This window comes from Photobacterium aphoticum (assembly GCF_001029435.1).
In the GTDB taxonomy this organism is placed as follows: Bacteria; Pseudomonadota; Gammaproteobacteria; order Enterobacterales; family Vibrionaceae; genus Photobacterium; species Photobacterium aphoticum.
The window spans coordinates 176,806-200,435 of record NZ_LDOV01000027.1; the positions used below are offsets into that span (position 1 = coordinate 176,806).

The following is a 23,630-nucleotide window of genomic DNA, read 5'->3' on the forward strand; positions in this document are numbered from 1 at the left end:
GAATGAGACTGCTGCGGTGCGACTGAGATGTGCTGGTTCATGGGCAGAAGTGTGAGTAATTTAGGTTCTCTAATAATTATGTGAACGATATAACCAAATGCTATTCTTTTTATTGACAATATACATCTTTAATTAAGCGTAATCTCATCACATTGTCATATCATGTTTGATTTTTGTATATATTTGAATCTCTTTGATTTAATCCAATTTATTTGAATGTTCTCAAAGAGAGGTTTATAACTTAAAACAACACATCAGAAATATCTGGGGTAAAATATGAATGTATCTAACAAGTTGGAGCCAATTATAGTGGATTTGTATCGTTCTGATTTTATAGTTAATTTAAAAATGATTATAAAAGAACGGCCGATATCAGCTTTTAATATAAATCCTGATAATGAGGAACTGCATACTCATTTTCGTCGCATCGTAGAGTTTCTGTATGTAAAACATGAGAAAAATCTATCTTTAACAAAGGAGGAACTTTATGAGTTGTTTGATGTTAATCCTTTTGAAAAGATAGAGATATTAGTACTTGGTGTTTTGAAGGGAAGTTATGGTTATAATCTTAATTATAACTATAGTCAAATATTAAGCAAGCTTGACATTACACGTAGCGTTGCAGAAAAAATTATTAATAATAATGAAATGGGTTGCGAATTGATTACATATGTGCACAAGGTTAATTGTCCTGTATGTGGGGTAATAATTCAATGTAGTCTCACCCATCCTTGTGATTCTCAGGAAATAAAATGTAGTGAATGTCATCATCTGATGTGTTTTCATCTGTTAACTAAGCATAAATTTCGATTTTATTTAAACTTATCTGATGAGGTGTATTTTGATTACTGTAATTGTAATGCATGCTCAGAGTGGAATGTAAAGCTATTGGATTATATTGATGTTAATATCGGACTTCTTGAGCTTTTCATTAGAAATGAAACATCATGTTTGTTCGATGATAATAAGAAAATTGAAAGTAGTAAGCTCTTTCATATACATAAAAATAGTTTGCCTAAAACTATCGCCGAAATTCTCTCATATGAACCTGAAAATTTCGAAGAGCTGACATTAATATTATATGAAATGGAAAGTAGGTCAAAGTCACCAAAAGAAACATCAAAAATCATTGAGTTGCTTGTTGATAAGGGAGTGGTTTCTAAATCATTTAACATTGATCACTACGAAAAACAAATTGGTGATGTTTTGGATGCATTTATGGGGATAAAAATACGCTTAGAAAATGGTTTAAAATGTAGCGTACAGCCCCTTGGGGTTAAGAGGAATAATAAACATAAAGCATTATCAATAGAGTTTCGAGGTGATAAATATTTTTGTGTTGATTTGAATTGTGCAGAAATTTCAATTGAACATTCATATGAGTTAAATGTAGAATGTATCAAAAAAGAGGTCGTATTTAAAAAGAGCAGTTTCAGAATATTTTCTTCAAATGCTGAAAAGTTGCAATTTGAGTCATTAGTGCGTCAATATGATAGTTGCTATATTGTGTGTAATATATGTATGATCTCATATGTTGGGAGTTCTGGTTTTGAGGTTGTTGAGGGATATTTTTCAAAGGACGAACTGTCATATTTAAGATATTGCATTGTGGATTTTGTTATTATGGATACAGATGGATATGTTATTAAGGTTATTGAGCTTAATAAAGGTAGACATCATGATGATAAAGACTGGATCTACAAAGATAGCCTCAAGAAAAAGTGCCATGAGTTGCTAGGTATAGATTTTTCAGTGGAGTTTTAAAGAATAATAAGTCTGACCATACGCTTGTGGCGTCATCTACTTTAGTTTATCTAATCATATTCTTACTGGTAAGTGGTTTGATTGTGGGAACTATATAAATATATAGTATGTAAGTTGTAGTTATATTTATTTAGTTTTAATGTCATTATTACGAACTAACTATCAAAAGGCGAACCACTCGGTTCGCCTTTTGCTTTAACGGTTAGAAACCCAACCCTTACTCTTCCATATAGTTCTCAATGCTTGGGCATGAGCACACCAAGTTACGGTCACCGAACACGTTGTCGACGCGGTTGACGGTTGGCCAGTATTTGGCAGCTTTCGCATGCGCAGACGGGTAACAGGCGATTTCGCGGCTGTAGCTGCGGTTCCACTCGGCATCCATCAGGTCAGCTTGTGTGTGTGGGGCATTCACCAATGGGTTGTCTTTCACATCCCATTCGCCGTCTTGTACACGGGTGATTTCGTGGCGGATGGCGATCATCGCATCACAGAAGCGATCCAGTTCAGACAAATCTTCCGATTCTGTCGGCTCAATCATCAGCGTACCCGCAACTGGGAACGACATGGTAGGCGCGTGGAAACCGTAATCCATCAGGCGTTTCGCCACATCTTCTTCCGTAATGCCAGACGCTTCTTTCAGCGGACGAATGTCGATAATACATTCGTGCGCAATGCGGCCGTGAGTACCACGGTAAAGCACCGAGTAGTGCGGGCGAAGACGCTCCATCACGTAGTTGGCATTCAAAATTGCCAGTTTGGTGGCTTCGGTTAAGCCCGCTTCACCCATCATCGCAATGTATGCATACGAGATAGGCAAGATAGACGCAGAGCCTAAATCAGCGGCTGAGACCGCGTATTGCAATTGATCATGCTGCGGTTGAGTGGCCTCTTTTTCCACATGCCCAGGCAAGAACGGGGCAAGGTGTGCTTTAACACCAATCGGGCCCATGCCCGGGCCGCCGCCGCCGTGTGGAATACAGAAGGTTTTGTGCAGGTTAAGGTGCGAGACGTCAGAGCCAATAAAGCCCGGATTGGTCAGGCCAACTTGTGCGTTCATGTTGGCGCCGTCCAAGTACACTTGGCCGCCGGCTTCATGCACCAGTTCACACACTTCTTGTACTGCTTCTTCATACACGCCGTGGGTCGACGGGTAGGTGATCATGATGCAAGAGAGGTTATCGCGGTGCAGGGCGATCTTGGCTTTCAAGTCTTCCACATCGATGTTGCCTTGCTCATCGCAACCGACAACCACGACTTTCATGGATACCATGGCCGCTGAAGCCGGGTTCGTGCCGTGGGCAGAGCTTGGGATCAAACATACGTTACGGTGCGCATCGCCGTTGGCTTCATGGTAACGCTGAATGGCGACCAAGCCGGCGTATTCCCCTTGTGCGCCGGAGTTCGGCTGTAGCGAGAACGCATCGTAACCGGTGATTTCACACAGCATCGCGGAAAGCTTGTCTGCTAACTCGGCGTAGCCTTTGGCTTGATCAGCAGGCGCAAACGGGTGCAGGGCACCAAATTCAGGCCATGTCACAGGGATCATCTCAGCTGCTGCATTAAGCTTCATGGTACAGCTGCCCAGAGGGATCATGCCGTGGGTGAGTGAGTAGTCTTTGTTTTCCAGCTTTTTCATGTAACGCATCATCTGCGTTTCGCTGTGGTACTGGTTAAACACTGGATGCGTCAGGTAGCGGCTGGTACGACGGCACGCGGGTGGAATGGCGGCAAACTCGTCGCTGGCAATGTCATCACTGAACATTGAGGCTTTCAGTTCACTATCAGCAAACAGTGCCAACAGGGCTTCAATGTCATTTACTGTGGTGGTTTCATCAATGCTGATACCCAGCGCGGTGCCACATGGGAAACGGCGCAGGTTCATGCCCGCATCCAGCGCTTTTTGATAAAACTCGCCGGTTTTCTTGCCTGTGTTCAGGGTAAGGGTGTCGAAGAAGGTGTCGTTCGCCAGTGCAATACCGGCATTGCGTAACCCTGCGGCCAAAATCGCCGTCAGGTGGTGGACGCGGCGGCCGATTTTACGCAGGCCTTCCGGACCGTGATACAGGGCATAGAAAGCGGCCATGTTTGCCAGCAGTGCCTGTGCGGTACAGATGTTTGAGGTCGCTTTTTCACGGCGAATGTGCTGTTCGCGGGTTTGCATGGCCATGCGCAGGGCTTGGTTGCCACGGGCATCTTTGGATACACCAATCACACGGCCCGGCATGGTACGTTTGTGTTTGTCTTTGGTCGCCATGAAGCCGGCATGTGGGCCACCAAAGCCCATAGGTACACCAAAGCGTTGGGCAGAGCCGACAACGACATCGGCACCCATTTCGCCAGGGGCAGCCAGTACGGTCAGTGCCAGTAGGTCAGACGCCACCGCCACCAAGGTTTTCTTGCTGTGGGCTTGGGTGATGATGTCGGTTAAATCGGTGATGTTGCCTGTGGTCCCAGGGTATTGCAGTAGGGCACCGAACACATCGTGGTTGTCTAGTTCTTCTGCCTTGCCAGAGATGATTTCAATACCGATAAAATGGGCGCGAGTGCGAACAACATCAATAGTTTGCGGATGCAAGTCGTTCGACAGGAAGAAGGCTTTGCTTTTGTTTTTGCTGGCGCGCTGACACAGGGTCATGGCTTCGGCCGCCGCAGTGCCTTCATCCAGCAGGGAGGCGTTCGCCAGTTCCATGCCGGTTAAGTCCATGATCATCTGCTGGTAGTTCAGCAACGATTCCAAACGGCCTTGGGAGATCTCTGGCTGGTAGGGCGTATAGGCGGTGTACCAGCCCGGGTTTTCTAATACGTTACGCAGGATGACATTCGGCGTGTGGGTGTTGTAGTAACCCTGACCGATAAAGCTGCGATGAAGGGTATTTTTCTGCGCAATGGTTTTCAGGGCGGCCAGCATATCCGCTTCACTTTGCGGCGCGGCCAAATCCATGGGGTCTGGCAGTCGAATCGCGGCAGGCACGGTTTCATCGATCAGTTGATCCACAGTGGCCACACCAATGGCATCAAGCATGATTTGTTGTTGTGCGGCATCCGGGCCGTTGTGACGACCTGCAAATTCTGTGTCGTCACTGAGTGCTTGTAGAAGTGTCATGTCGGTCATGGTCTTATCCTGAATAGTTCAGTCCTGAATGGTTACCGCCACTGCAGGTGAGCATGCTACAGGGCGAGGGGAATAATCGTGGTAAATCCCTATGTTTGATAGGGGATAAAAGAAAGGCTTTCAGGAGCGCCTGAAAGCCTTTGCACGGTTATTCGTCGATGCTGTCTAGATACGACACGCTGTCGATGAGGTTATTGAGTTCGTCCGCATCGGTAAGTTTAATCTTGGCAATCCAGCCACCGTCATACGGCTGTTCATTCACCAGCTCTGGGCTTTCTTCTAGATCTTCATTGATCTCGATGATCTCACCCGTCACAGGGGCATAGATATCAGACGCGGCTTTTACCGATTCCACCAGCGAGAACGATTCACCCGCTTCGGTTTGGTCGCCGACTTCCGGCAAGTCAACAAATACAACATCACCAAGTAAACTCTGAGCGTGATCCGAGATCCCCATTGTGATGGTGCCATCACCGTTGTCGCGCACCCACTCGTGGCTTTCAGTGAACTTCAGTGTATTTTCCATGTAAAACTCCTTGCGCAATCAATCTGCAAATGATGTTGATGATGTCCGGTTGAACGCGGGCTCAACCCAATGTGCATGTCTTTTATAAAGGCCAAAGGTGTTGGCGTACCTGCCTGTTTGCTTGTCAGCGGAATTATTCGCTGTCCCGATACTTTACGGCGTACGTAACGGTAAAGAGAGCCTGAAAAAGCGGCCATATTACGGGGCGCAACGCGCAATTTTTATTCTGGTTATACGTTGATTTGGCGAAAAAAGGCGTGATGAAAACGACAAAACCCTTTTTAACCTTTGATATCTGTGCCTTATCGCGAACAGGGCGATAAAAACAACCGCCTAACAACTAAATAACATAGCGCCCTGTAGAAAACCGATCAAACAAAAATTTCCAATAGTGGAACATTGAACACTTTAATGTACGCAATGTTACGCAAACGTTTGCTTTTTGTCATCACTATTCTTACTATCAATGTCAGAAATCATGCTGAAAAACCACAATGTCCGCGAGTTATGTCAGGTTGAGCTTGCTAATATCGTGGTAAATATAGATCACGTCATGGTGTGAAGACTCATGGTATGAAGGCAATGATCTGAATCTGTGGTGATGGTCAGAGGCGACAGTCTTAGATGATGAAAATCAAGGATGGCGGTATGAGTGATGAACAAGCGGTGGATGTATACCCGTCTATGACGGTGGTCAAAGAGCAAGAAAATGAGCGCAGCGACAAGATTGAGCCGTTGCAACTGGGTAAGCGCCTGAAAGAAATCCGCGTGGCGTTGGGCCTAACACTGGAAGAGGCCAGCAAGCGTACCGGCTTGGCGCGCTCGACGTTATCCAAAATTGAAAATGAACAAATTTCTCCAACCTTTCAGGCTATGCAGAAATTAGCTAGTGGGTTAGAGATTGATATTCCACAACTTTTTGCGCCGCCTAAGCAAATTAAAGCCACCGGCAGACGGGATGTCACCTTGAAAGAAGCCGGCAAACCGCATCCCACCACCACCTATGAACATGAATTGTTGGCGACGCAATTGACTAACAAAAAGATGATGCCGTTCAAGTCGCGGGTGCGGGCGCGTCACTTTGACGATTACCCGGATTGGATCCGCCATGATGGCGAAGAGTTCTTATTGATCTTGGAAGGCTCTGTGCTGTTTTATACCGAATTTTATGAACCTGTGACCCTCAATGAAGGGGATTCGGTGTATTACGATGCCAATATGGGACACATGCTGACGTCGGTCAGTGACGAGGATGCGCTGATTTTATGGGTTACGGCATCGTAATGGGTTTGTTGCAATTTTCGCGATTTCACAAACAAAGAGATAGGGGATAACCGCTCGGGTAAGTGACGTTCGTCCTGTCTGTTCGAGAATGTTTTTCTGTGACGGCAGGTGGTTGGTGTCGTCGTCAACCTTGTTTATTATACGAAACACTGATGATGATTCATTAACATCGGTATAACGATTTTATGGAAGCAAACCGCCCTGCGCGGTGGATGGAGAATACACGTATGACGCAAGAACTACAGGTCACACCATTACATGCACTACATATTGAGATGGGCGCGAAGATGGTGCCATTCGCAGGTTATGACATGCCTGTTCAGTATGCGCTGGGTGTACGTAAAGAACATCTTCACTGTCGCGAAGCGGCTGGCTTGTTTGATGTCTCACACATGGGGCAACTGCGATTGCATGGCGCTGGTGCAGCCAAAGCACTGGAAGCCTTGGTGCCGGTAGACATTATCGATTTACCCGCAGGTAAGCAGCGTTATGCGTTCTTTACCAATGAGCAGGGTGGCATTTTGGATGATCTTATGGTGACCAACTTTGGTGATCACCTGTTTGTGGTCGTGAATGCAGCCTGTAAAGCGCAGGATATCGCCCATATTCAAGCGCATCTGCCGGATGATGTGACACTGGAAGTGATTGATGATCGTGCTTTGCTGGCGTTGCAGGGGCCCAAAGCTGCCGAGGTGTTAGCCCGTGTGAACCCTGCCGTGACCGACATGGTATTTATGGATGCTCAAGCCCTGACCCTGAACGGCGTGGAATGTTTGGTTAGCCGCTCTGGTTACACCGGGGAAGACGGTTTTGAAATTTCGGTACCCGCCGCAGAGGCTGCCGCGTTTGCTCAACATCTGTTAGCTGATGCTGAGGTTGAGTGGATTGGCTTAGGTGCGCGTGATTCATTGCGCTTAGAGTGTGGATTGTGCCTGTATGGCCATGATATTGACCCGACCACCACACCTGTTGAAGCCAGCTTGTTGTGGGGGATCAGCCCTGTACGTCGTGCCACGGGCGAACGCGCGGGCGGTTTCCCTGGCGCGGATGTGATTTTGTCGCAGATTGAAACCAAAGATGTCGCACGCAAGCGTGTGGGTTTGGTCGGGCAGTCAAAAGCACCGGTCCGTGAAGGCAGCAAATTGTTTGATGCCGCTGACAATGAAATTGGTATTGTAACCAGCGGGACATTTGGCCCAACTAAGGGTGTACCTGTCGCGATGGTTTACGTACAAACGGACTTTGCGGCGTTAGGCACCGAGATTTTTGCCGAAGTTCGAGGCAAGAAACTGCCAATGACGGTAGAGAAAATGCCGTTTGTGCCACAGCGTTATTATCGTGGTTGATGCCGAGAAGCGAGAAGCGAGAAGCGAGAAGCGAGAAGCGAGTAACGATTAGCGGTGCACGATAGTTCACTGTTTCCTCATCAACCGTCTCTTCATCAGCCAAGTTATATCAGCACCCAAGTGACGAAAGTGGCTTGGGTGTTTTTGTTTCTGCGTCTTTTGCCGGATGGAATGTATCACAAGGGATGGGTCAGTTGCATACCCGCACGCTCGGTATTAAGGCGGGTTTCATGGCCTGTCTTACAAGCAGTCTCACGAACAATCTCGTGGGCTGTCTCATGAGTCGTCTCATGCATTGTCTCATTATCAGGGTGGCGCGATAGCCGGATCTCATCTTTTATTGATAAAGGACTAAATAGAGCAGCGGATGTTAAGGCGTGAACGTGAAGCCGGTAAAAATCGGTGAAAGCAGGTCAAAGCAGATAGAGGTCAGAGTATGCATCCAATCCACACCGTACACAGCAAGATCGTATACAGCCCGTTGTCACTCAGGCACAGAGTAAAAGCGCTGGGTTGGTCAGTGATGATGGCTGGCACAGTGGCGACTTGCTCGATGGTATCCCTGTCTGTGAAGGCCGAACCATTATTGATGGCGTTTGATGAATACATGCAACGTTGCATGCAAACCTATGGTGGTGATGAGGTAACAGAGAAAGTCTGTGAATCCCAATACCGTGCCATTGAGGAGAAAGAGGCTGCTTTGACGGCGCAAACCGATGCTTTAACGGACGCTGTTTGGTCGGGCGACGAGGGGCTACCCAATGGGGGCGCAGCAAATGGGCAGTAGTCGTTTGAGTGAAACGGATCAGTATTCGCTGTCAGCCGGAATGAGCTTATCGGCCAGAAACATGAAGACGTCACACGGCTTGTCGTAGTTCACGCTGATGATGTGTTCGTGCGGCGTGGTATCGATTGAAAAACGCAGGATCTTCTTTGCGCTGATCTGAGCCGCCAGCCGTTGTGGTGTATTGAAATACACGGAAGACGGTTTGAACATATCCGGATGTTGCTTTTCCAGCGAAGCATAGCACTTATCAATGGCTTTTTGGGTGTTCATCATTAAGTGCGCATCACGCTCACTGGGTTTCCAATCCCCTTTATCCACCACCTTCAGGAGCGTCTGCCAGTGGTAGGCCGCCAATGCCCCCATCGCGACGTATTCCGGTTGTTGATAGCTCTCCAGCAATGACGCTTCAAAATCATCACGAATGTCATTTTCATTGGCATCTTCCCCCAATAAGCTACGGTGATTATGGTCAATACCGATAGGGAGTTGGCTAGAGCTGATCTTTAACGTTGCCAGCACTTGTAAAGCATGGAATTGGTTAATCGGAAGGGGGTTACTGAGCGCGAGAGAGGAGAATAAACTTGAGGATGCCACAAACAAAAAAGTACACATTTTCATTCCCGCATATCCTCCTACTGCCAATAAAGGTGACTTTATCCTGCTTAATTGCGGGTGACGGCAATGCTTAGTGATAAAATAGTCGATGTAACTCCAAGAAAAAGTTTATAGCGTACATGGACTTACATACAGGTGGTGTTTGTTGCCGCAATGTATGCCCACAGTGTTTCTCAGTGAATATTGTTCAGCTCTTATTTAGAAATTGGGGCGTAATATCGTAATCGTACAGAATAAGCGGGCGAAAGACAGCCCCTTATGTTCAATCCAATACTAGAGTGTCTTGTTTTTGACACGCTCTGTTCATGCTGTGAAATTAGGCCAACCATGTTGACTTAATTCTTACCTTTTGTTGAGTAAGCCATTATGCGCAATATGTTGTTTGATGTGGTGTTAGTGGTGGTGGCGATTTCCGTGGCTATCGGGCTATTTTACGTCTCGTTATTGGCTTAAAAGCACCAAACGGTGCTTTAAGCCCAGTACGTTATGAACGAGTTGCCTGTAAGGTCGTGCGTAACGGCAAATGTCCCGTCTGTAATGGTAATCGAATGGTCACATCGACCCCTTGTTGATCCTGCCGGTTGCTCAGTCTTATCGTCCCGTTGTGATATTCCGTGATCAGCCGAGCGATAAACAAGCCAAGGCCTAAATGCGGTTTGCTTTGCTTATCTTGGCTACGTACCGATACCATGGAATTCAAGAGCTGGTTTTCCATATTGGCCGGTAGCAATGGCCCTAGGTTGCTGACCACCAACTGCGCCTCATCATGATGGCGAGACAGGGTTACCGCAATCGGATCGCTTTCTGCACTGAAATCCACCGCATTGGCGATCAGTTTATCCAGTAACTGAGCCAGATAATCCGGCGCGCCATCAATCCAAAGATCTTCTTCGACTTTCACCGTAAACTGATGGCTGGCATACGCCATTTCATGCCCTTGTAGGCAGCCTGACACCAATTCATTCAGTGGGAAGACTTCTTTCTCCGCCCCTTGCAGACTTTGCTCAATACGGGTCGCTTCTGTCATGCTCGACAAAATGGTACTCAAGCGTTGTACGCCTTCTTGGGCGCGGTCGATATAGCGTTGTGCGTCTTCATCCGGCTGCTGCATGGCCAAGTTTTCAATCGACGAACGCACTACAGCAACAGGTGTGCGCAGCTCGTGTGATAAGCGTGAAGACAAGTTTTCCAGATAATGGTTGTACTGGCCCAAACGCGATACCATGGCAGCCAGACTGCGGCTGAGATCGCCGATTTCGTCTGTCTCTTGCATTGGCGTAATGGCTTGCTGAATGCGCCCCTGGCTGTCGATGGCGTGTTCCGCTTCATCGCGCAAACGGCGAATGCGGTTAGATATCTTAGACGCAAATAAAAACAGCGTGAGCGTGCCAATGGTGATGATCGCCACCAGCGCATTAAGCAGTTCTTCCAGTGCCCGATTGGTCAGGGTTTGAATACCCAGAGTGGATTCTTCTGCAATCACCGCGCCCATGACGTTGTTATCCAGCCAAATCGGGTAAGCGGCAGAGAGGATCATCGCGTTGCCGTCTTCTGACTGACGCCATTGTGAGTAGCCACGTCCTTGCAGCGCCTGAAACAGCGGCACGCTTTGTACAGCAGCGGCATCTTTCAAGGAATCGGTAAACGGCGTCGGCTCCGTCAGCAAATAGCGGTAGTACAGCGGGTGCAGGTAAGTTTCTGTTAGCCTTGACCACCAGGATTTATCCTCGCTTTGATCAATGGAAGTCGACCAAACGCCATTTGACTGCTGAATATCACCGGTTTGCGCCAAAATGCGCTGATGGCGATCCACTACCCAAATACGCGAGGTGGTATGCCCCATGCCTTTGAGAATTTGCTCGATCTCGGGAGACGGCACTAACACCGTGCCTAGTTTGTGCTGGTGGTTGGTGTTAGAGGTGCCAATGATGGTTTCCACATCGCGGCTGCGCGTACTGTTCACATCATAAAAGGCAAAGCCCAGCTTACTGCCAAGAAGGGATAACGGCAGGCGCAATTCAATGTTGTAGCCGGTGTCCGTGGTGCGCCAATAACCCTGAATGTCTTGCGTAGGGATAAGATCCTCAGGATTATTGATGTCGCCATTGAGCTGCCAGGCGTCGACCTTGCCATCGGCATAAGCGGCAATCACATAGCGATGAAACTCACCGCTGGGGGTGGTCATGGCAATGACGAGATGATCGTTACGGTCGACGCGGGCAGCGCCTTGACGTCGCATAACCGGTTTTTTGTCACTGACGTCAAACGCGGCGTAGAGGGCACCGTCATGCTTGCCGACCACATGGCGAAAATGCAGGCTGGAAGCGCGATAGGGTTGGCGGCTGAATTGGACATAATCGCGGCCGTATTCCATCAGCTTATCGTCGAGATCGGCCCAGTCATCCAATTTACCATCGAGCGTGATAGGTGCATTCAGATCGTACGCGTACAAGTCCCGGCCTTTTTCCACTGACTGCAAAAAACTGGCCTGATCATTAAAGAGGTTAGGGCGTTCATTCAACGCCGTTGCCAGTGCGCGGGTGGTGCCGATCAAGGTTTGCTCTTGCCCTTGACGCAGGATTTTCTCCATTTCCAGCACATAGTTGTAACCGACCCACGGCAGGGCTAACAGTAAGCTGGCAATTAAAATCACCTTGGTGCGCAGACCAAAACCGAACCGCATTTGTGAGCGCAGAGGAGACGGCTTTTCTCGCTGTGTGTGTAGCCAGTCTTTTAAGCGATGTTCCAGACCTTGTAGGCGTTCAAGCATGATCAGGCACCCCAACGGTAACCCATGCCATACACCGTGCTGATACGGTCAAAACTGGCATCGTATTGCATGAATTTCTTACGAATACGTTTGATGTGCGAGGTAATGGTGCTGTCATCCACCACTACTTGCGCTTCATCCATCAAATCATGGCGGCTTTTTACATGCCCCGGGCGTTTTGCCAGCGCATACACCATCCAAAATTCAGTGACAGTCAGCTCAATCAGTTGGTGGTTCCAGAACACCTGCATTTTGTTTTTATCGATGGTCAGGGCACCCCGTTCCATCAGGGTGTCTTGCTCGGTCGGTGTCGCCATTAAATCGCTGCGGCGGAACAGGGCGGCAATACGGGCAATCAAATGGGGCAGGCTGATGTCTTTGGTCAGGTAGTCATCGGCCCCCATGCGCAAACCACACACAGTATCAAAGTCGCTGTCACGGGCAGTGAGAAAAATAATCGGCAGGGTCGGCGACATGGCACGCAGTGATTGGCATAGCGTAAAGCCACCGTCGATCTCATTTTGCAAACCAATATCAATAATGGCCAAATCGGGCAGTTGCTCAGAAAACGCGTGTTGGGCATCCGGGCGATTATCGAAGCCTTGCACGTCGTAGCCATGCTTTTTCAGTACATCGATATAGTTTTCACGGATCGCTTGTTCATCTTCAACAATGACAATTTTTTTCATCTTTTCTACCTTGGCGGGCCTGAATACTGCCGCTCGCTGTCTCGTAATGCAGTGACTATACAAGAAAACAACCGCTAAAAAAGGGCGTTTCGGTGAAATAAGGCAATTGCCATTTTTTTGCCACAATTGATCAGCACATTGCCTTTTTTTGTCCCTTCTGATGCCACATCTGCTTGGTTTAATAACCTCATCGAAACGGCGTGACCCAAGCAGCACGCAGACAACAACGTCAAATGGCAACAATAAACAGAATGAGGATGACACCATGAAAAAGCAGCTTATCTCGACCCTAATCGCCACCCTAATGGTTACCAGCCTAGCGGCACCGTCAGCGATGGCATCACAACCTGTGGATTCGAACGACCAATACAACGTCGGTGAACAAGAAACCTTAATCGGCTTTGGTAGCGGTGCCGCACTGGGTGCCGTCATTGGTGGTCCAGTGGGCGCGGCCATCGGTGGCATTGTGGGCGGCATAGTCGGTACCGCTGTTGGCCAGGACGGTTACATTCAGGCACAAACGGAAGAGATTGATGAACTGGCCTCACGCAATCAGGCATTGGAAGACATCAGTCAACGTTATAACCAGGCACAAATCGATATCGCCCGTTTAGAGCAGGAAAAATACGACCTGATGAACATCGAGCAGCGTGAAATCGACCTGGCGCTGGAAATGAATGTGCACTTCCGTACCGGCTCTGCCGAGATTGAACCGCATTTCAAAGTGCAGCTGGATGAAATCGCCGAAGTAATGAAACAAGCCCCAGACATTAAATGGGAACTGTCTGGCTATGCTGACCGCCGTGGCAGCGAAGCGCGTAACTTGCAGTTGTCCGAACAACGTGTAGCCGCCGTGCGTGATTATCTTGAACAGCATGGTGTGGATGGCAACCAGATTTATGCCTCTGCCTACGGCGATCAAGCACCACTGAAAGATGAGCAGAACTTTGAAGGTGATTTCTTTGACCGTCGTGTGACCTTGCGCAGTGGTAATGGTGAAGTCAGCACAGCATACAGCCTGAAGTAAGCATTACGACCAAGCAGTAGAAATAAGGGTAATGATGGCATTGCGTAAAACAGAAAAGGTGACGGGGGCATCGAACTGGATGCTCCCCATCATGCTGACGCTGATATTGACGTTACAGATTGGGGTAAAAGCCGATGACGTCATGGCGCAGCGAATTGATACGGTAGATGGGCAAACCCTGTATGCATGGAGTGATGACATGCAGGGTGCGTTGCATCGGGTTAGCGAGGATGAGGTGGATATTGAACAGCATATCCCGATGAGTCATGAACCTCATTCAAAGCGATAAATCTGGCACGGTGAAACGACCACCACGAATGAGGTTGTTTTAAACGGGACGATTGTGCATAGAGCAATCATGGATGAGTGATGATGAACGGAACGATGATGAATGGATTTGTTATGAATGAAGCCGTGTGGTTTGAAGTGTTATTGAAATTGTCGGTGCTGCATTTCAGTCTGGTCTACTGTTAATCCAATGGTGATACGACTGTGTGTCAGGAAATTTTACAGTATTCTCATTTTGAAAACGGGTGTGTTACGTAAGTCATTGATAAATAGTGTCTCAAAAAAGTGGCACGGAAGGTGCTTTGTATTATATGTACAACGAAGACAACTAATGCAACGTAGCAAGCATCTATATGACAGGGAGATAACCCCCATGAATATGAAGAAATACGGACTATATACAGCACTAGCAGCTTCAATGGCATTTGCGTCACACGCACAGGCGACGTTTATTATTGACGATTTTTCAGATCCTATTGCGGGCGGGAACTCTGCACAAGATTTAACCACCGGTGATGGTGGTGTGGGTGATACATTTGATTCATTGACCGTGTTAGGTGGTGAGCGAGATCTTTTTGTCGAGTTGCTCGATGAAGGTTTTGATCCTGCTTCCGGTGTACGTATGGCGGTGGCAGGGAGTACTTTGACTTATGAAACCGGTTCCGGTGGCATTGGCCGAGGTAAACTTCAGTATGATGGTGATGATAATGACGCCGATAATCTTGATACGACAGGTTTAGGTAGCGTGAATCTGCTGCAAAGTGGTAATGCGTTTCTTCTGGATGTATTAGAGGCTGACCTTGGTTTCTCATTCTCAATTGGTGTGTGGTCTAACGGCGGTGCAAATAGCTTCGTGAAGGAATTTGATGGTAGCGGCACAGAGGTACCAATCACGCGTTCATTTGCATTCAGTGATTTTACCGGTGTGGACTTTACGTCTGTAAGTGCCATCGAGGTGATCATTAATACGAAAGGGGAGGAAGGGAAAACGTCTATCGACTTTACGATTGATGCAATTAAAGTGCCGGAGCCAGCGACAATGGCAATGTTTGGTCTGGGTCTGATGGGGTTGGGTTATACCCGTCGTCGCAAAGCCAAAATTGAAATGAATAAGGCGTAATACCCAGTCGTACTTCGCCAAAAGTAAAAAACTCGCCACAGGGCGAGTTTTTTATTGGCGTTTATTTACAATGGGACAGGATTGTGCGCAGACGATCTTGCACCACTTCGACCAGCAAATCTGGCTGGAATTTAGAAATGAAACGGTCACAGCCGACTTTTTCCACCATGGCTTCGTTGAAGCTGCCGCTGAGTGAGGTGTTCAGAGCAATGAACAAGTCATTCATACGCGGATCGTTGCGGATTTCATAAGTCAGCTTATAGCCGTCCATTTCAGGCATTTCGGCATCGGTGAACATCATCATGATTTCATCGTGCACGGATTTGCCACTGTCACACCAACCCTTCAACAGGGTGAGAGCTTTCAGGCCATCGCTGGCTTCAATCACTTCAAGACCAAGCTGTGATAACGTATCGCGGATCTGCGCACGGGCAGTGGAGGAGTCATCCACGATCAAGACTTTCTTGCCGACGAAATGGTTGATGATGGTGTTATCCAGCACGCCATTAGAGATCTGAATATCGTAATCGACAATTTCCGCCAGCACTTTTTCCACATCGATAATGCTGACCAGACGATCCATACCGTCACGCGGCACTTTGGTAATGGCGGTCAGGTAGTTGTTCTTACCCACTTGCTTTGGCGGCGGCTGAATATCTGCCCAGGTCAGGTTAACAATGTTCATCACCTGGCCGACCAAAAAGGCCTGCACTGAGCGGTTATATTCAGTGATGATGATATTGCATTCGCCTTCCTGCTGATCGCCACGCATACCAATGGCCTGTCGCAGATCAATCACGGGAATAGAAGCACCACGAATATTGGCCACCCCGGTAATGTGCGGGTGAGAGCCTGGCAGACGATTCAGTTTTGGCAGTTTAACAACTTCTTTCACCTTAAACACATTGATCGCAAAAAGTTGTCCTGTGTGCATTTGAAAGATCAACAATTCCAATCGGTTTTCACCGACCAGTTTCGTGCGTTGATCCACTGAATCTAATATTGTCGCCATACGATGCTTCGCGCTTGGTAATTATTCGGGTTATCAGTAAATTATACGGGGAAGCGTGATATAAAGTCACGCCTAAAGCGAATCTTTTGCTGACAAAGTAGACCTATTTAGTCAGACAGAATGTGAAAAAACACCTTTGTGAAATAAACCTCCGCACTGTTCCAAATCAAGGATTTTTTCCCACTAAGTGTTACTCTGTTCACAAAATAATGTAATAAGCTCCACTATCTCAGCGTAAATCAAACATTTATGCCGGTTAGCATTCTGTGCACTGTGCGGTCAGCCGTTGCTCACGGTCGGCCAATAAATAATAAAAAGGTCAATATCAACAGTGATCTATACCATTCAGTGCCAGCAACAGAAGAGACAATTATGAACAATGTCATCATTGACGGACAGTCTATTGCTGTCGACGGCCAACAATCACTCCTTGATGTGGCGAATGCACATCAGATCGAAATCCCATCTCTGTGTGGGCTGAACAAGAGCGGTGAAAAAGTACCTTGTGATCTCTGTATGGTGGAGATCGACGGGCAGGGTATGCAGCGTGCTTGTGAAGTGACTGCGCAAGCAGGGATGTCGGTCACCACACAGAGTGACGCGTTGAGTGCACACCGTCGTCAGGCGTTGAACCGCATCATGGCGGATCATTACGCGGACTGTGAAGCGCCGTGCCAAACCGCCTGTCCAGCAGGCGTGGACATCCAATCTTACCTGTATCACATCGCCCAGAATGATCATCAAAAAGCGGTAGAAGTGATCAAACGTACACTGCCAATGCCCCTATCTATTGGCCGTGTGTGTCCGGCATTTTGTGAGGCGGAATGTCGCCGTGGCATCGTGGATGAGCCGTTGGCGATCCGCCAGCTAAAACGTCACGCAGCCGATATCGATTTAGAAGCCCAAGAACAATACGTGCCACCGCGTAAAGCCGACAAAGGTAAGCGTGTGGCCATTATTGGTAGTGGCCCGGGCGGTTTGAGCTGTGGTTATTACCTGAGCAATGAAGGTTACGCTGTCACGGTATTTGAATCGATGCCAAAAGCGGGCGGCTGGCTGCGTTATGGTATTCCTGAGTACCGTTTGCCAAAAGCGATTCTGGACAAAGAAATTGAGCTGATTTGCCGTAACGGGATGGAAGTGAAAACCAACCAATCTCTGGGCAAAGACATGCAATTGTCAGAGCTTGTGGCGGATTATGATGCCGTGTGTTTGGCCGTGGGTGCTTCACAAGCGGTAGAAATGCACTACACAGGCAGCGATCTGGACGGTTGCTACTTGGGTGTGGATTACCTGAAAGATTATGTCACTGATAAGCAGTACACCACGGGCAAAAAAGTGGCCGTCATTGGTGGGGGTAACACCGCGATTGACTGTGCCCGTACCGCCGTGCGTGATGGGGCAGACACGACGTTGATTTACCGTCGTACCCGTGACGAAATGCCAGCGGAAGATTACGAAATCGCCGAAGCGGAGCACGAAGGAGTGAAATTCCACTTCCTGACCAATCCGGTAGAAAACATGGCGGATGAAAACGGCCGTGTGACCGATGTGAAGCTGGAAAAAATGGCATTGGGCGAGCCGGATGCTTCTGGCCGTCGTAGTCCGGTACCAACTGGCGAATACGTGGTAGAACACTTTGATACGGTGATTTCTGCGGTATCGCAAAAGCCGGATCTGTCATTTTTGAATGATGACACGTTGGAATTGCCGATCACCCGTTGGCAGACCGTGGAATCTTGCGAGCATACCATGCACGTGGGTGTCGAAAACATATTCAGTATTGGTGATTTACGCCGTGGCCCTGCAACCGCGATTGAAGCGGTGGCGGATGGCCGTGTGGCTGCTCATGCCATTGACCGTTACTTGCACGGCGATATGGCGGCGGTACCGGTGAAACCGTTCAATGCGCAAAAAGCGGCGAGCGTGAAGCAGGTTGACCCGGCGCAGTTTGCCGGTATTCAAAAAGCCATGCGTGCGATCATGCCAGAACTGACAACCGCTGAGCGCGAACTGAGCTTTGCAGAAGTGGAAACCGGTTTTGACAATGAAGACGCGATGCGTGAAGCGGCTCGCTGTCTGGAATGTGGTTGTCAGGCCAATACCGACTGTAAACTGCGTGATTATTCGACTGAATATAAAGCCGAACAAAACGCCGAAGCGATGGCGGATTGCCAGAAATTTGCGGTGGACAACAGCGCAGAATTTATCGTGTTTGATGCGAACCGCTGTATCAGCTGTGGCCAGTGTGTGCAGACGTGTAACGAGAAAACCGTACACGGCGTGTTGAGCTTCATGAAAAATGAAGACGGCACCAGCGCTAACCGTCCAGAGTGTCGCCCGGGCTTTGATAACCGTCAGCCAATGGGTGATTCAAACTGTGTGCAGTGTGGTGCGTGTGTGCAGGTTTGTCCAACCGGTGCGCTGGTGGATGGTCGTGACCGTTCACAAGGCCGCATTGAAATGCTGACACCGGTCGACACCATTTGTACCTACTGTGGTGTGGGCTGTAAGGTCACCATGTTTGTGGATGAAGCGACAAACAAAATCCGCTACGTACAGGGTGCGAAATCGTCACCGGTTAACCAAGGGATGCTGTGTGTGAAAGGCCGCTTTGGCTTTGATTTTATTCAAAGTGAAGAGCGTCTGACGCATCCGCTGATTCGTCGCGGTGGCCGTAACGGTAAGCTGGAAAAAGCGACATGGTCTGAAGCCATTGCGTTGGTGGCTGACAAACTGGGTGAAATTAAAGCCACTCACGGCGGTAATGCATTGGCGGGCTTCTCATCAGCGAAGACCACCAACGAAGATAACTTTGCGTTCCAGAAGTTCTTCCGTCGTGAATTGCTGACCAACAACATCGACCACTGTGCACGTCTGTGTCACTCCACCACCGTAACGGGTTTGGAAGCGTCACTGGGCAGCGGGGCGATGACTAACGACATCCCAAGCATTCAACATTCGGATCTGATTTTCATCATTGGTTCAGATACGACTGCAGCGCACCCAATCATCGCATCGCACATTAAGCAGGCGTTGCGAGCGGGTAAAGCGCGCTTGGTGGTGGCGGATCCTAAACACGTTGAAATCGCGGATCATGCGTCACTGTATGTGGCTCACCGTCCGGGTACGGATGTGATGCTGTTGAACGGTATCATGCAGCAAATCATCAAAAATGGCTGGCAAGATGAAGCGTACATCGCTGAACGTGTAACCGGCTTTGATGTGTTGAAAGACGAAGTGATGCGTGAGGATTACTCGCCAGCCAATGTAGAACTGATCACCGGTGTGAAGCAGGCGGATCTGCTGCACATGGCAGAGATGATCGGTACCGCAGAGCGTACGGCAGTGTACTACTCCATGGGTATTACGCAGCATACGACGGGTCACGACAACGTGCGTTCGATTGCCAACCTGCAAATGCTGTGTGGCAACATCGGTATTGAAGGCGGCGGTATTAACCCGCTACGTGGTCAGTCAAACGTACAGGGTGCGTGTGACATGGGTGCGTTGCCGAAAGATTTCCCGGGTTACCAGAAAATCCGTAACCCAGAGGCACACCAGAAGTTTGCCAAAGCGTGGGATTGTCCGGAACTGCCAGCAGAAGATGGCCTGACACTGACGGAAATCGTCGATGCGGCGTGTCAGCAGCAGGTACGTGGTCTGTATGTGATGGGTGAAAACCCTGTGCTGAGCGACCCTGATCAGAAGCACGTGCTGGAAGCGCTAGCGACATTGGATTTCTTGGTGGTGCAGGATATCTTCCTGACCGAAACTGCACAGCTGGCGGACGTGGTATTGCCATCGTTCTCGTTTGCTGAAAAATCCGGTCACTTTACGAACACTGAACGTCGCGTTCAGCGTGTGTCGCCAGCATTGCGCGCACCAGGCGAAGCGATGGAAGACTGGCGCATTATCCAGACTATTGCTAACGCGATGGGCAGTGATTGGGCTTATGAATCGGTACGTGACATCACTGACGAGATCAATGTGCTGACGCCGCAGTATGCGGGCATCACATGGGATCGCGTGGGGGCTGAAGGTATTCAGTGGCCATGTCCAAGCACGGAGCATGCGGGTACCCGTATTATGCACAAAGACAGCATGATGCGCGGCAAGGGCGAAATGGCAGCAGTACCGTTCCGTTACGCGGCTGAATTGCCTGATCCGGAATACCCAATGGTACTGACCACAGGCCGTTTGTTGGAACAATTCCACACTGGCACCATGACGCGTAAGACCAAAGGGTTGGATAATCTGGCTGGCCCACGTGCGATGATTTCAGTGCAAGATGCCGAGCGTTTGGGGATCAGCAACGGTGAGATGCTGAAAGTGTCTACGCGCCGTGGCAGCATTGAAACACCTGCGTTTGTGACCAAGCGTATGCAAGAAGGTGTGATATTTGTGCCGTTCCACTTTGTGGAGTCAGCGGCGAACAAACTGACCGTGACCGCGACAGACCCGCACGCCAAGATCCCTGAGTTCAAGGTGGCAGCGGTGAAGATCGAAAAAGCACACGTTGCTGAGACAGAAGCCGAAGCAGAAATACTGCCTGCTTAATCCGGTTTAATGTCGTTAATGTAGCCTTTATGCGCTAAATACCATAAGCCCACACTTGGTTCGCCAGTGTGGGCTTTTTTTGTGCAAAAGAGATTGCCCATTGGATCGTTATGTGGATACTGAATAGTCATTAAAGATAATGAAAAATAGGGATTTACAGTGAAAACGATTGGAATGTTAGGCGGCATGAGTTGGGAATCAACCGCCAGTTATTACAAAGCCTTAAATGAAGGCGTAAAAGCCCAGTTGGGTGGGCTGCACTCTGCCAAAATCTGTTTATACAGCGTCGATTTCAGTGAGATTGAGCAGTTACAGCATGCGGGAAAATGGGATGAAACTGCTGCTATTTTGGCTGAGGCGGCACAATCGGTCGAAAAGGGCGGTGCGGATTTTCTGATGATCTGTACTAACACCATGCATAAAGTGGTGCCGCAAATTGAAGCGAAAATTTCGATCCCTGTTTTGCACATTGCCGATGCGACGGCGCAGGTCTTGGTCGACAACCAAGTCACAAAGGTGGGTTTGTTAGGTACACGATTCACCATGGAGCAGGACTTCTACAAAGGCCGATTGACGGATAACTTCGGTATTGAGGTGATTGTGCCAGATGATACGGCCAGAACCGTTGTGCATGATGTGATTTATAACGAGTTGTGCAAAGGGACGATCAATCCCGATTCTAAAGCGGCCTATTTGGAAATCATTCAGAGCTTGCACGAACAAGGGGCACAGGCAGTGATCCTTGGCTGTACGGAAATTGCGTTGTTAGTGCAGCAGACTGACACTGCGGTACCGTTGTATGACACAACCGCCATTCATGCCAATCAAGGTGTGCAATGGGCATTAGCGGATTAATTCCGTTTCTTCATATGAACTTATGCGGCGCGTGCTCATTGAGCGGGCGCCGTTTTTATTTGCTCCCCGAGCGACATGTCATTTGCCATCTGCTGTGCGAATGCACAGTGAGTCGGCTTTCTTTGCTTAGCATAAGTCAGTAAATCGCCACTTTCTTCTACGCTATAAAGTGATTTATCAAAATAACGAAAAATCATAGGAAGGGTAGCGTATGAGCAAGCCGATTATTGCAGACAATAAACCGATCAAAGTGGTGCTTCAGGCCGGACAAGAGTATTACTTTTGTACCTGTGGTCGCTCGAAAAACCAACCCTACTGTGATGGTTCCCACGCGGGAACAGCGTTTACCCCTCACGCTTTCACGGCTAAAGACAGTGGTGACGCTTTTCTTTGTCGCTGTAAATACACAAAAGACACGCCATTCTGTGATGGAACTCATCAACAGTTTTCTGCTGATCTTGTAGGTAAAGAGGCGCCAGATCAGGAATCTGAGCCGGAAACGGACGTGAAGGAGGGCGATGGGAATGACATGCCCGTCGCCAAAGCCACGACTGACGAGCCCACAGTGGCTTTTATTCACCAGCTAGCACGAGAGGGATTGGCAAACATGGGTCACCATGGGCCAATGACCTCTATGGGCGTGCCTCGTCATTTATTGCCGCACTGGGATGACTTGCAAATCATGGTGGCACAAATGGCGACACAACCGTTGCAAGAAGATGTGCCAGTAGTGACAGAATTAGTGATTGGCCCGCAGGCGAAAAAGCCGTTGAAATTAGCGATCCCATTGTTGGTGTCAGACATGAGTTTTGGTGCTTTGTCGGAAGAAGCGAAAGTGGCGCTCGCCAAAGGGGCAGAGTTGGCCGGTACCGGCATTTGTTCCGGGGAAGGCGGCATGCTGCCGGAAGAGCAAGCCGCCAATAGTCGCTATTTTTACGAATTAGCCAGTGCGCAATTTGGTTATGACGAGGCAAAACTCAAGCAGGTACAGGCATTCCATTTTAAAGGCGGTCAAGGCGCCAAAACCGGCACGGGAGGCCATCTGCCAGGAGCAAAAAATATCGGAAAAATAGCGCAAGTGCGGGGTATTGAAGCAGGCACACCTGCGATTTCGCCGCCAACCTTTACAGACTTACACACAGCAGAAGATTTCAAGCGTTTTGCCGATCATGTGCGTAATGTGACGGGTGGGATCCCCATAGGCTTTAAGCTCAGCGCCAATCACATTGAAGAGGATATTCAATTTGCGTTGGATGCCAGTGCTGATTACATCATTCTGGATGGACGTGGTGGCGGTACCGGTGCCGCACCTGAGATGTTTCGTGATCATATCAGTGTCCCAACCATCCCTGCGTTAGCTCGCGCCAGAGCGTATCTCGATAAGGTGGGAGCCAGTGGCCGTGTCACTTTGATTATCACCGGTGGCATACGGGTACCGATTGATTTTGTTAAAGCACTGGCGTTAGGGGCGGATGGGGTCGCGATTGCCAATAGTGCCATGCAGTCTATCGGGTGTGTGGCGGCTCGCATGTGTAATACCAACAATTGCCCAGCGGGGATTGCGACACAAAAAGCGGATTTACGACAGCGATTGAATGTGGAAAAAGCCTCGAAGCAACTGCACAACTTTTTTGAAGCCTCCACCGAGTTAATGACAGTGATGGCGAGGGCGTGTGGACACAATGAGTTAAGTCAGTTTAATGCGAACGATCTGGCGACCTGGCACCGTGAGATGGCCCTGCTGTCTGGCGTGAAATATGCTGGAATAACGGCCGTCGATAAAACGTTATTGTAATCCCCCTGAACATCAATATGGCTACTCTCAACCAACAACAAAAAGGAAGGCGATGACCTAATGCCGTTCACTTAAGG

At 48.7% G+C, this 23,630-nt stretch carries 16 protein-coding genes; 10 read left to right on the top strand and 6 right to left on the bottom strand.

Features of this window, described 5'->3' with window-relative positions; all coding sequences use genetic code 11:
- The first annotated feature begins 309 nt into the window (after nucleotides 1–309).
- Nucleotides 310–1,764 carry a hypothetical protein gene (locus ABT58_RS15750; RefSeq protein ID WP_146147252.1) on the top strand — a complete coding sequence of 485 codons (1,455 nt, stop codon included), beginning with the start codon at nucleotides 310–312 and terminating at the stop codon, nucleotides 1,762–1,764.
- Nucleotides 1,765–1,981: 217 nt separating this feature from the next.
- Here the strand turns inward: ABT58_RS15750 and gcvP are convergent, their stop codons facing one another.
- Nucleotides 1,982–4,879 carry an aminomethyl-transferring glycine dehydrogenase gene (gene gcvP / locus ABT58_RS15755; RefSeq protein ID WP_047875368.1) on the bottom strand — a complete coding sequence of 966 codons (2,898 nt, stop codon included), beginning with the start codon at nucleotides 4,877–4,879 and terminating at the stop codon, nucleotides 1,982–1,984.
- A gap of 148 nt (nucleotides 4,880–5,027) precedes the next feature.
- Nucleotides 5,028–5,405, bottom strand: coding sequence for a glycine cleavage system protein GcvH (gene gcvH / locus ABT58_RS15760; RefSeq protein WP_047875369.1), 378 nt, complete (start codon nucleotides 5,403–5,405; stop codon nucleotides 5,028–5,030).
- 648 nt (nucleotides 5,406–6,053) lie between these two features.
- Between gcvH and ABT58_RS15765 the strand changes: the two genes are divergently transcribed.
- From ABT58_RS15765 to ABT58_RS15775, 3 genes are all read left to right on the top strand, one after another.
- Entirely contained in the window at nucleotides 6,054–6,689 is a 636-nt protein-coding gene (locus ABT58_RS15765; protein ID WP_047875370.1) for a helix-turn-helix domain-containing protein, read from the top strand.
- Between the two features lie 227 nt (nucleotides 6,690–6,916).
- Nucleotides 6,917–8,035 carry a glycine cleavage system aminomethyltransferase GcvT gene (gene gcvT, locus ABT58_RS15770; RefSeq protein ID WP_047875371.1) on the top strand — a complete coding sequence of 373 codons (1,119 nt, stop codon included), beginning with the start codon at nucleotides 6,917–6,919 and terminating at the stop codon, nucleotides 8,033–8,035.
- A gap of 436 nt (nucleotides 8,036–8,471) precedes the next feature.
- Nucleotides 8,472–8,822 carry a hypothetical protein gene (locus ABT58_RS15775; RefSeq protein WP_053063111.1) on the top strand — a complete coding sequence of 117 codons (351 nt, stop codon included), beginning with the start codon at nucleotides 8,472–8,474 and terminating at the stop codon, nucleotides 8,820–8,822.
- 18 nt (nucleotides 8,823–8,840) lie between these two features.
- Here ABT58_RS15775 and ABT58_RS15780 read toward each other — a convergent pair whose 3' ends face one another.
- From ABT58_RS15780 to pdsR, 3 genes are all read right to left on the bottom strand, one after another.
- On the bottom strand, nucleotides 8,841–9,440 hold the full coding sequence (locus ABT58_RS15780) for a hypothetical protein (RefSeq protein WP_053063112.1): 600 nt from the start codon (nucleotides 9,438–9,440) through the stop codon (nucleotides 8,841–8,843).
- A gap of 481 nt (nucleotides 9,441–9,921) precedes the next feature.
- On the bottom strand, nucleotides 9,922–12,207 hold the full coding sequence (gene pdsS, locus ABT58_RS15785; protein WP_229821631.1) for a proteobacterial dedicated sortase system histidine kinase: 2,286 nt from the start codon (nucleotides 12,205–12,207) through the stop codon (nucleotides 9,922–9,924).
- Nucleotides 12,208–12,209: 2 nt separating this feature from the next.
- Nucleotides 12,210–12,896, bottom strand: a complete 687-nt coding sequence (gene pdsR, locus ABT58_RS15790; RefSeq protein WP_047875372.1) for a proteobacterial dedicated sortase system response regulator — start codon at nucleotides 12,894–12,896, stop codon at nucleotides 12,210–12,212.
- A gap of 265 nt (nucleotides 12,897–13,161) precedes the next feature.
- Between pdsR and pdsO the strand changes: the two genes are divergently transcribed.
- The 3 genes from pdsO to ABT58_RS15805 all read left to right on the top strand — a co-directional run bounded on the left by pdsO (nucleotide 13,162) and on the right by ABT58_RS15805 (nucleotide 15,331).
- Nucleotides 13,162–13,923 carry a sortase-associated OmpA-like protein PdsO gene (gene pdsO, locus ABT58_RS15795; RefSeq protein ID WP_047875373.1) on the top strand — a complete coding sequence of 254 codons (762 nt, stop codon included), beginning with the start codon at nucleotides 13,162–13,164 and terminating at the stop codon, nucleotides 13,921–13,923.
- Nucleotides 13,924–13,957: 34 nt separating this feature from the next.
- Entirely contained in the window at nucleotides 13,958–14,212 is a 255-nt protein-coding gene (locus ABT58_RS15800; protein WP_146147253.1) for a hypothetical protein, read from the top strand.
- A gap of 372 nt (nucleotides 14,213–14,584) precedes the next feature.
- Nucleotides 14,585–15,331, top strand: a complete 747-nt coding sequence (locus tag ABT58_RS15805) for a PEP-CTERM sorting domain-containing protein (protein ID WP_158261738.1) — start codon at nucleotides 14,585–14,587, stop codon at nucleotides 15,329–15,331.
- A 61-nt stretch (nucleotides 15,332–15,392) separates the two neighbouring features.
- Here the strand turns inward: ABT58_RS15805 and ABT58_RS15810 are convergent, their stop codons facing one another.
- Complete coding sequence (locus ABT58_RS15810) at nucleotides 15,393–16,343, bottom strand: chemotaxis protein CheV (RefSeq protein ID WP_047875376.1); 951 nt, start codon at nucleotides 16,341–16,343, stop codon at nucleotides 15,393–15,395.
- Nucleotides 16,344–16,715: 372 nt separating this feature from the next.
- Between ABT58_RS15810 and fdhF the strand changes: the two genes are divergently transcribed.
- From fdhF to ABT58_RS15825, 3 genes are all read left to right on the top strand, one after another.
- The gene (gene fdhF / locus ABT58_RS15815) at nucleotides 16,716–20,903 is read left to right on the top strand and encodes a formate dehydrogenase subunit alpha (RefSeq protein WP_047875377.1); all 4,188 of its coding nucleotides are present in this window, start codon (nucleotides 16,716–16,718) and stop codon (nucleotides 20,901–20,903) included.
- Between the two features lie 159 nt (nucleotides 20,904–21,062).
- Nucleotides 21,063–21,758, top strand: coding sequence for an aspartate/glutamate racemase family protein (locus ABT58_RS15820; RefSeq protein WP_047875378.1), 696 nt, complete (start codon nucleotides 21,063–21,065; stop codon nucleotides 21,756–21,758).
- A gap of 211 nt (nucleotides 21,759–21,969) precedes the next feature.
- The gene (locus tag ABT58_RS15825) at nucleotides 21,970–23,553 is read left to right on the top strand and encodes a glutamate synthase-related protein (RefSeq protein ID WP_047875379.1); all 1,584 of its coding nucleotides are present in this window, start codon (nucleotides 21,970–21,972) and stop codon (nucleotides 23,551–23,553) included.
- Nucleotides 23,554–23,630 lie beyond the last annotated feature (77 nt).

What these genes read in the sequence shown, in the direction of transcription:
- ABT58_RS15805 (WP_158261738.1), top strand. Translation starts at nt 14,585, where the DNA reads ATGAATATGAAGAAATACGGACTATATACAGCACTAGCAGCTTCAATG.
- ABT58_RS15765 (WP_047875370.1), top strand. Translation starts at nt 6,054, where the DNA reads ATGAGTGATGAACAAGCGGTGGATGTATACCCGTCTATGACGGTGGTC.
- ABT58_RS15780 (WP_053063112.1), bottom strand. Translation starts at nt 9,440, where the DNA reads ATGAAAATGTGTACTTTTTTGTTTGTGGCATCCTCAAGTTTATTCTCC.
- pdsS (WP_229821631.1), bottom strand. Translation starts at nt 12,207, where the DNA reads ATGCTTGAACGCCTACAAGGTCTGGAACATCGCTTAAAAGACTGGCTA.
- gcvT (WP_047875371.1), top strand. Translation starts at nt 6,917, where the DNA reads ATGACGCAAGAACTACAGGTCACACCATTACATGCACTACATATTGAG.
- ABT58_RS15775 (WP_053063111.1), top strand. Translation starts at nt 8,472, where the DNA reads ATGCATCCAATCCACACCGTACACAGCAAGATCGTATACAGCCCGTTG.
- fdhF (WP_047875377.1), top strand. Translation starts at nt 16,716, where the DNA reads ATGAACAATGTCATCATTGACGGACAGTCTATTGCTGTCGACGGCCAA.
- gcvP (WP_047875368.1), bottom strand. Translation starts at nt 4,879, where the DNA reads ATGACCGACATGACACTTCTACAAGCACTCAGTGACGACACAGAATTT.
- ABT58_RS15800 (WP_146147253.1), top strand. Translation starts at nt 13,958, where the DNA reads ATGGCATTGCGTAAAACAGAAAAGGTGACGGGGGCATCGAACTGGATG.
- pdsR (WP_047875372.1), bottom strand. Translation starts at nt 12,896, where the DNA reads ATGAAAAAAATTGTCATTGTTGAAGATGAACAAGCGATCCGTGAAAAC.
- ABT58_RS15825 (WP_047875379.1), top strand. Translation starts at nt 21,970, where the DNA reads ATGAGCAAGCCGATTATTGCAGACAATAAACCGATCAAAGTGGTGCTT.
- pdsO (WP_047875373.1), top strand. Translation starts at nt 13,162, where the DNA reads ATGAAAAAGCAGCTTATCTCGACCCTAATCGCCACCCTAATGGTTACC.
- gcvH (WP_047875369.1), bottom strand. Translation starts at nt 5,405, where the DNA reads ATGGAAAATACACTGAAGTTCACTGAAAGCCACGAGTGGGTGCGCGAC.
- ABT58_RS15810 (WP_047875376.1), bottom strand. Translation starts at nt 16,343, where the DNA reads ATGGCGACAATATTAGATTCAGTGGATCAACGCACGAAACTGGTCGGT.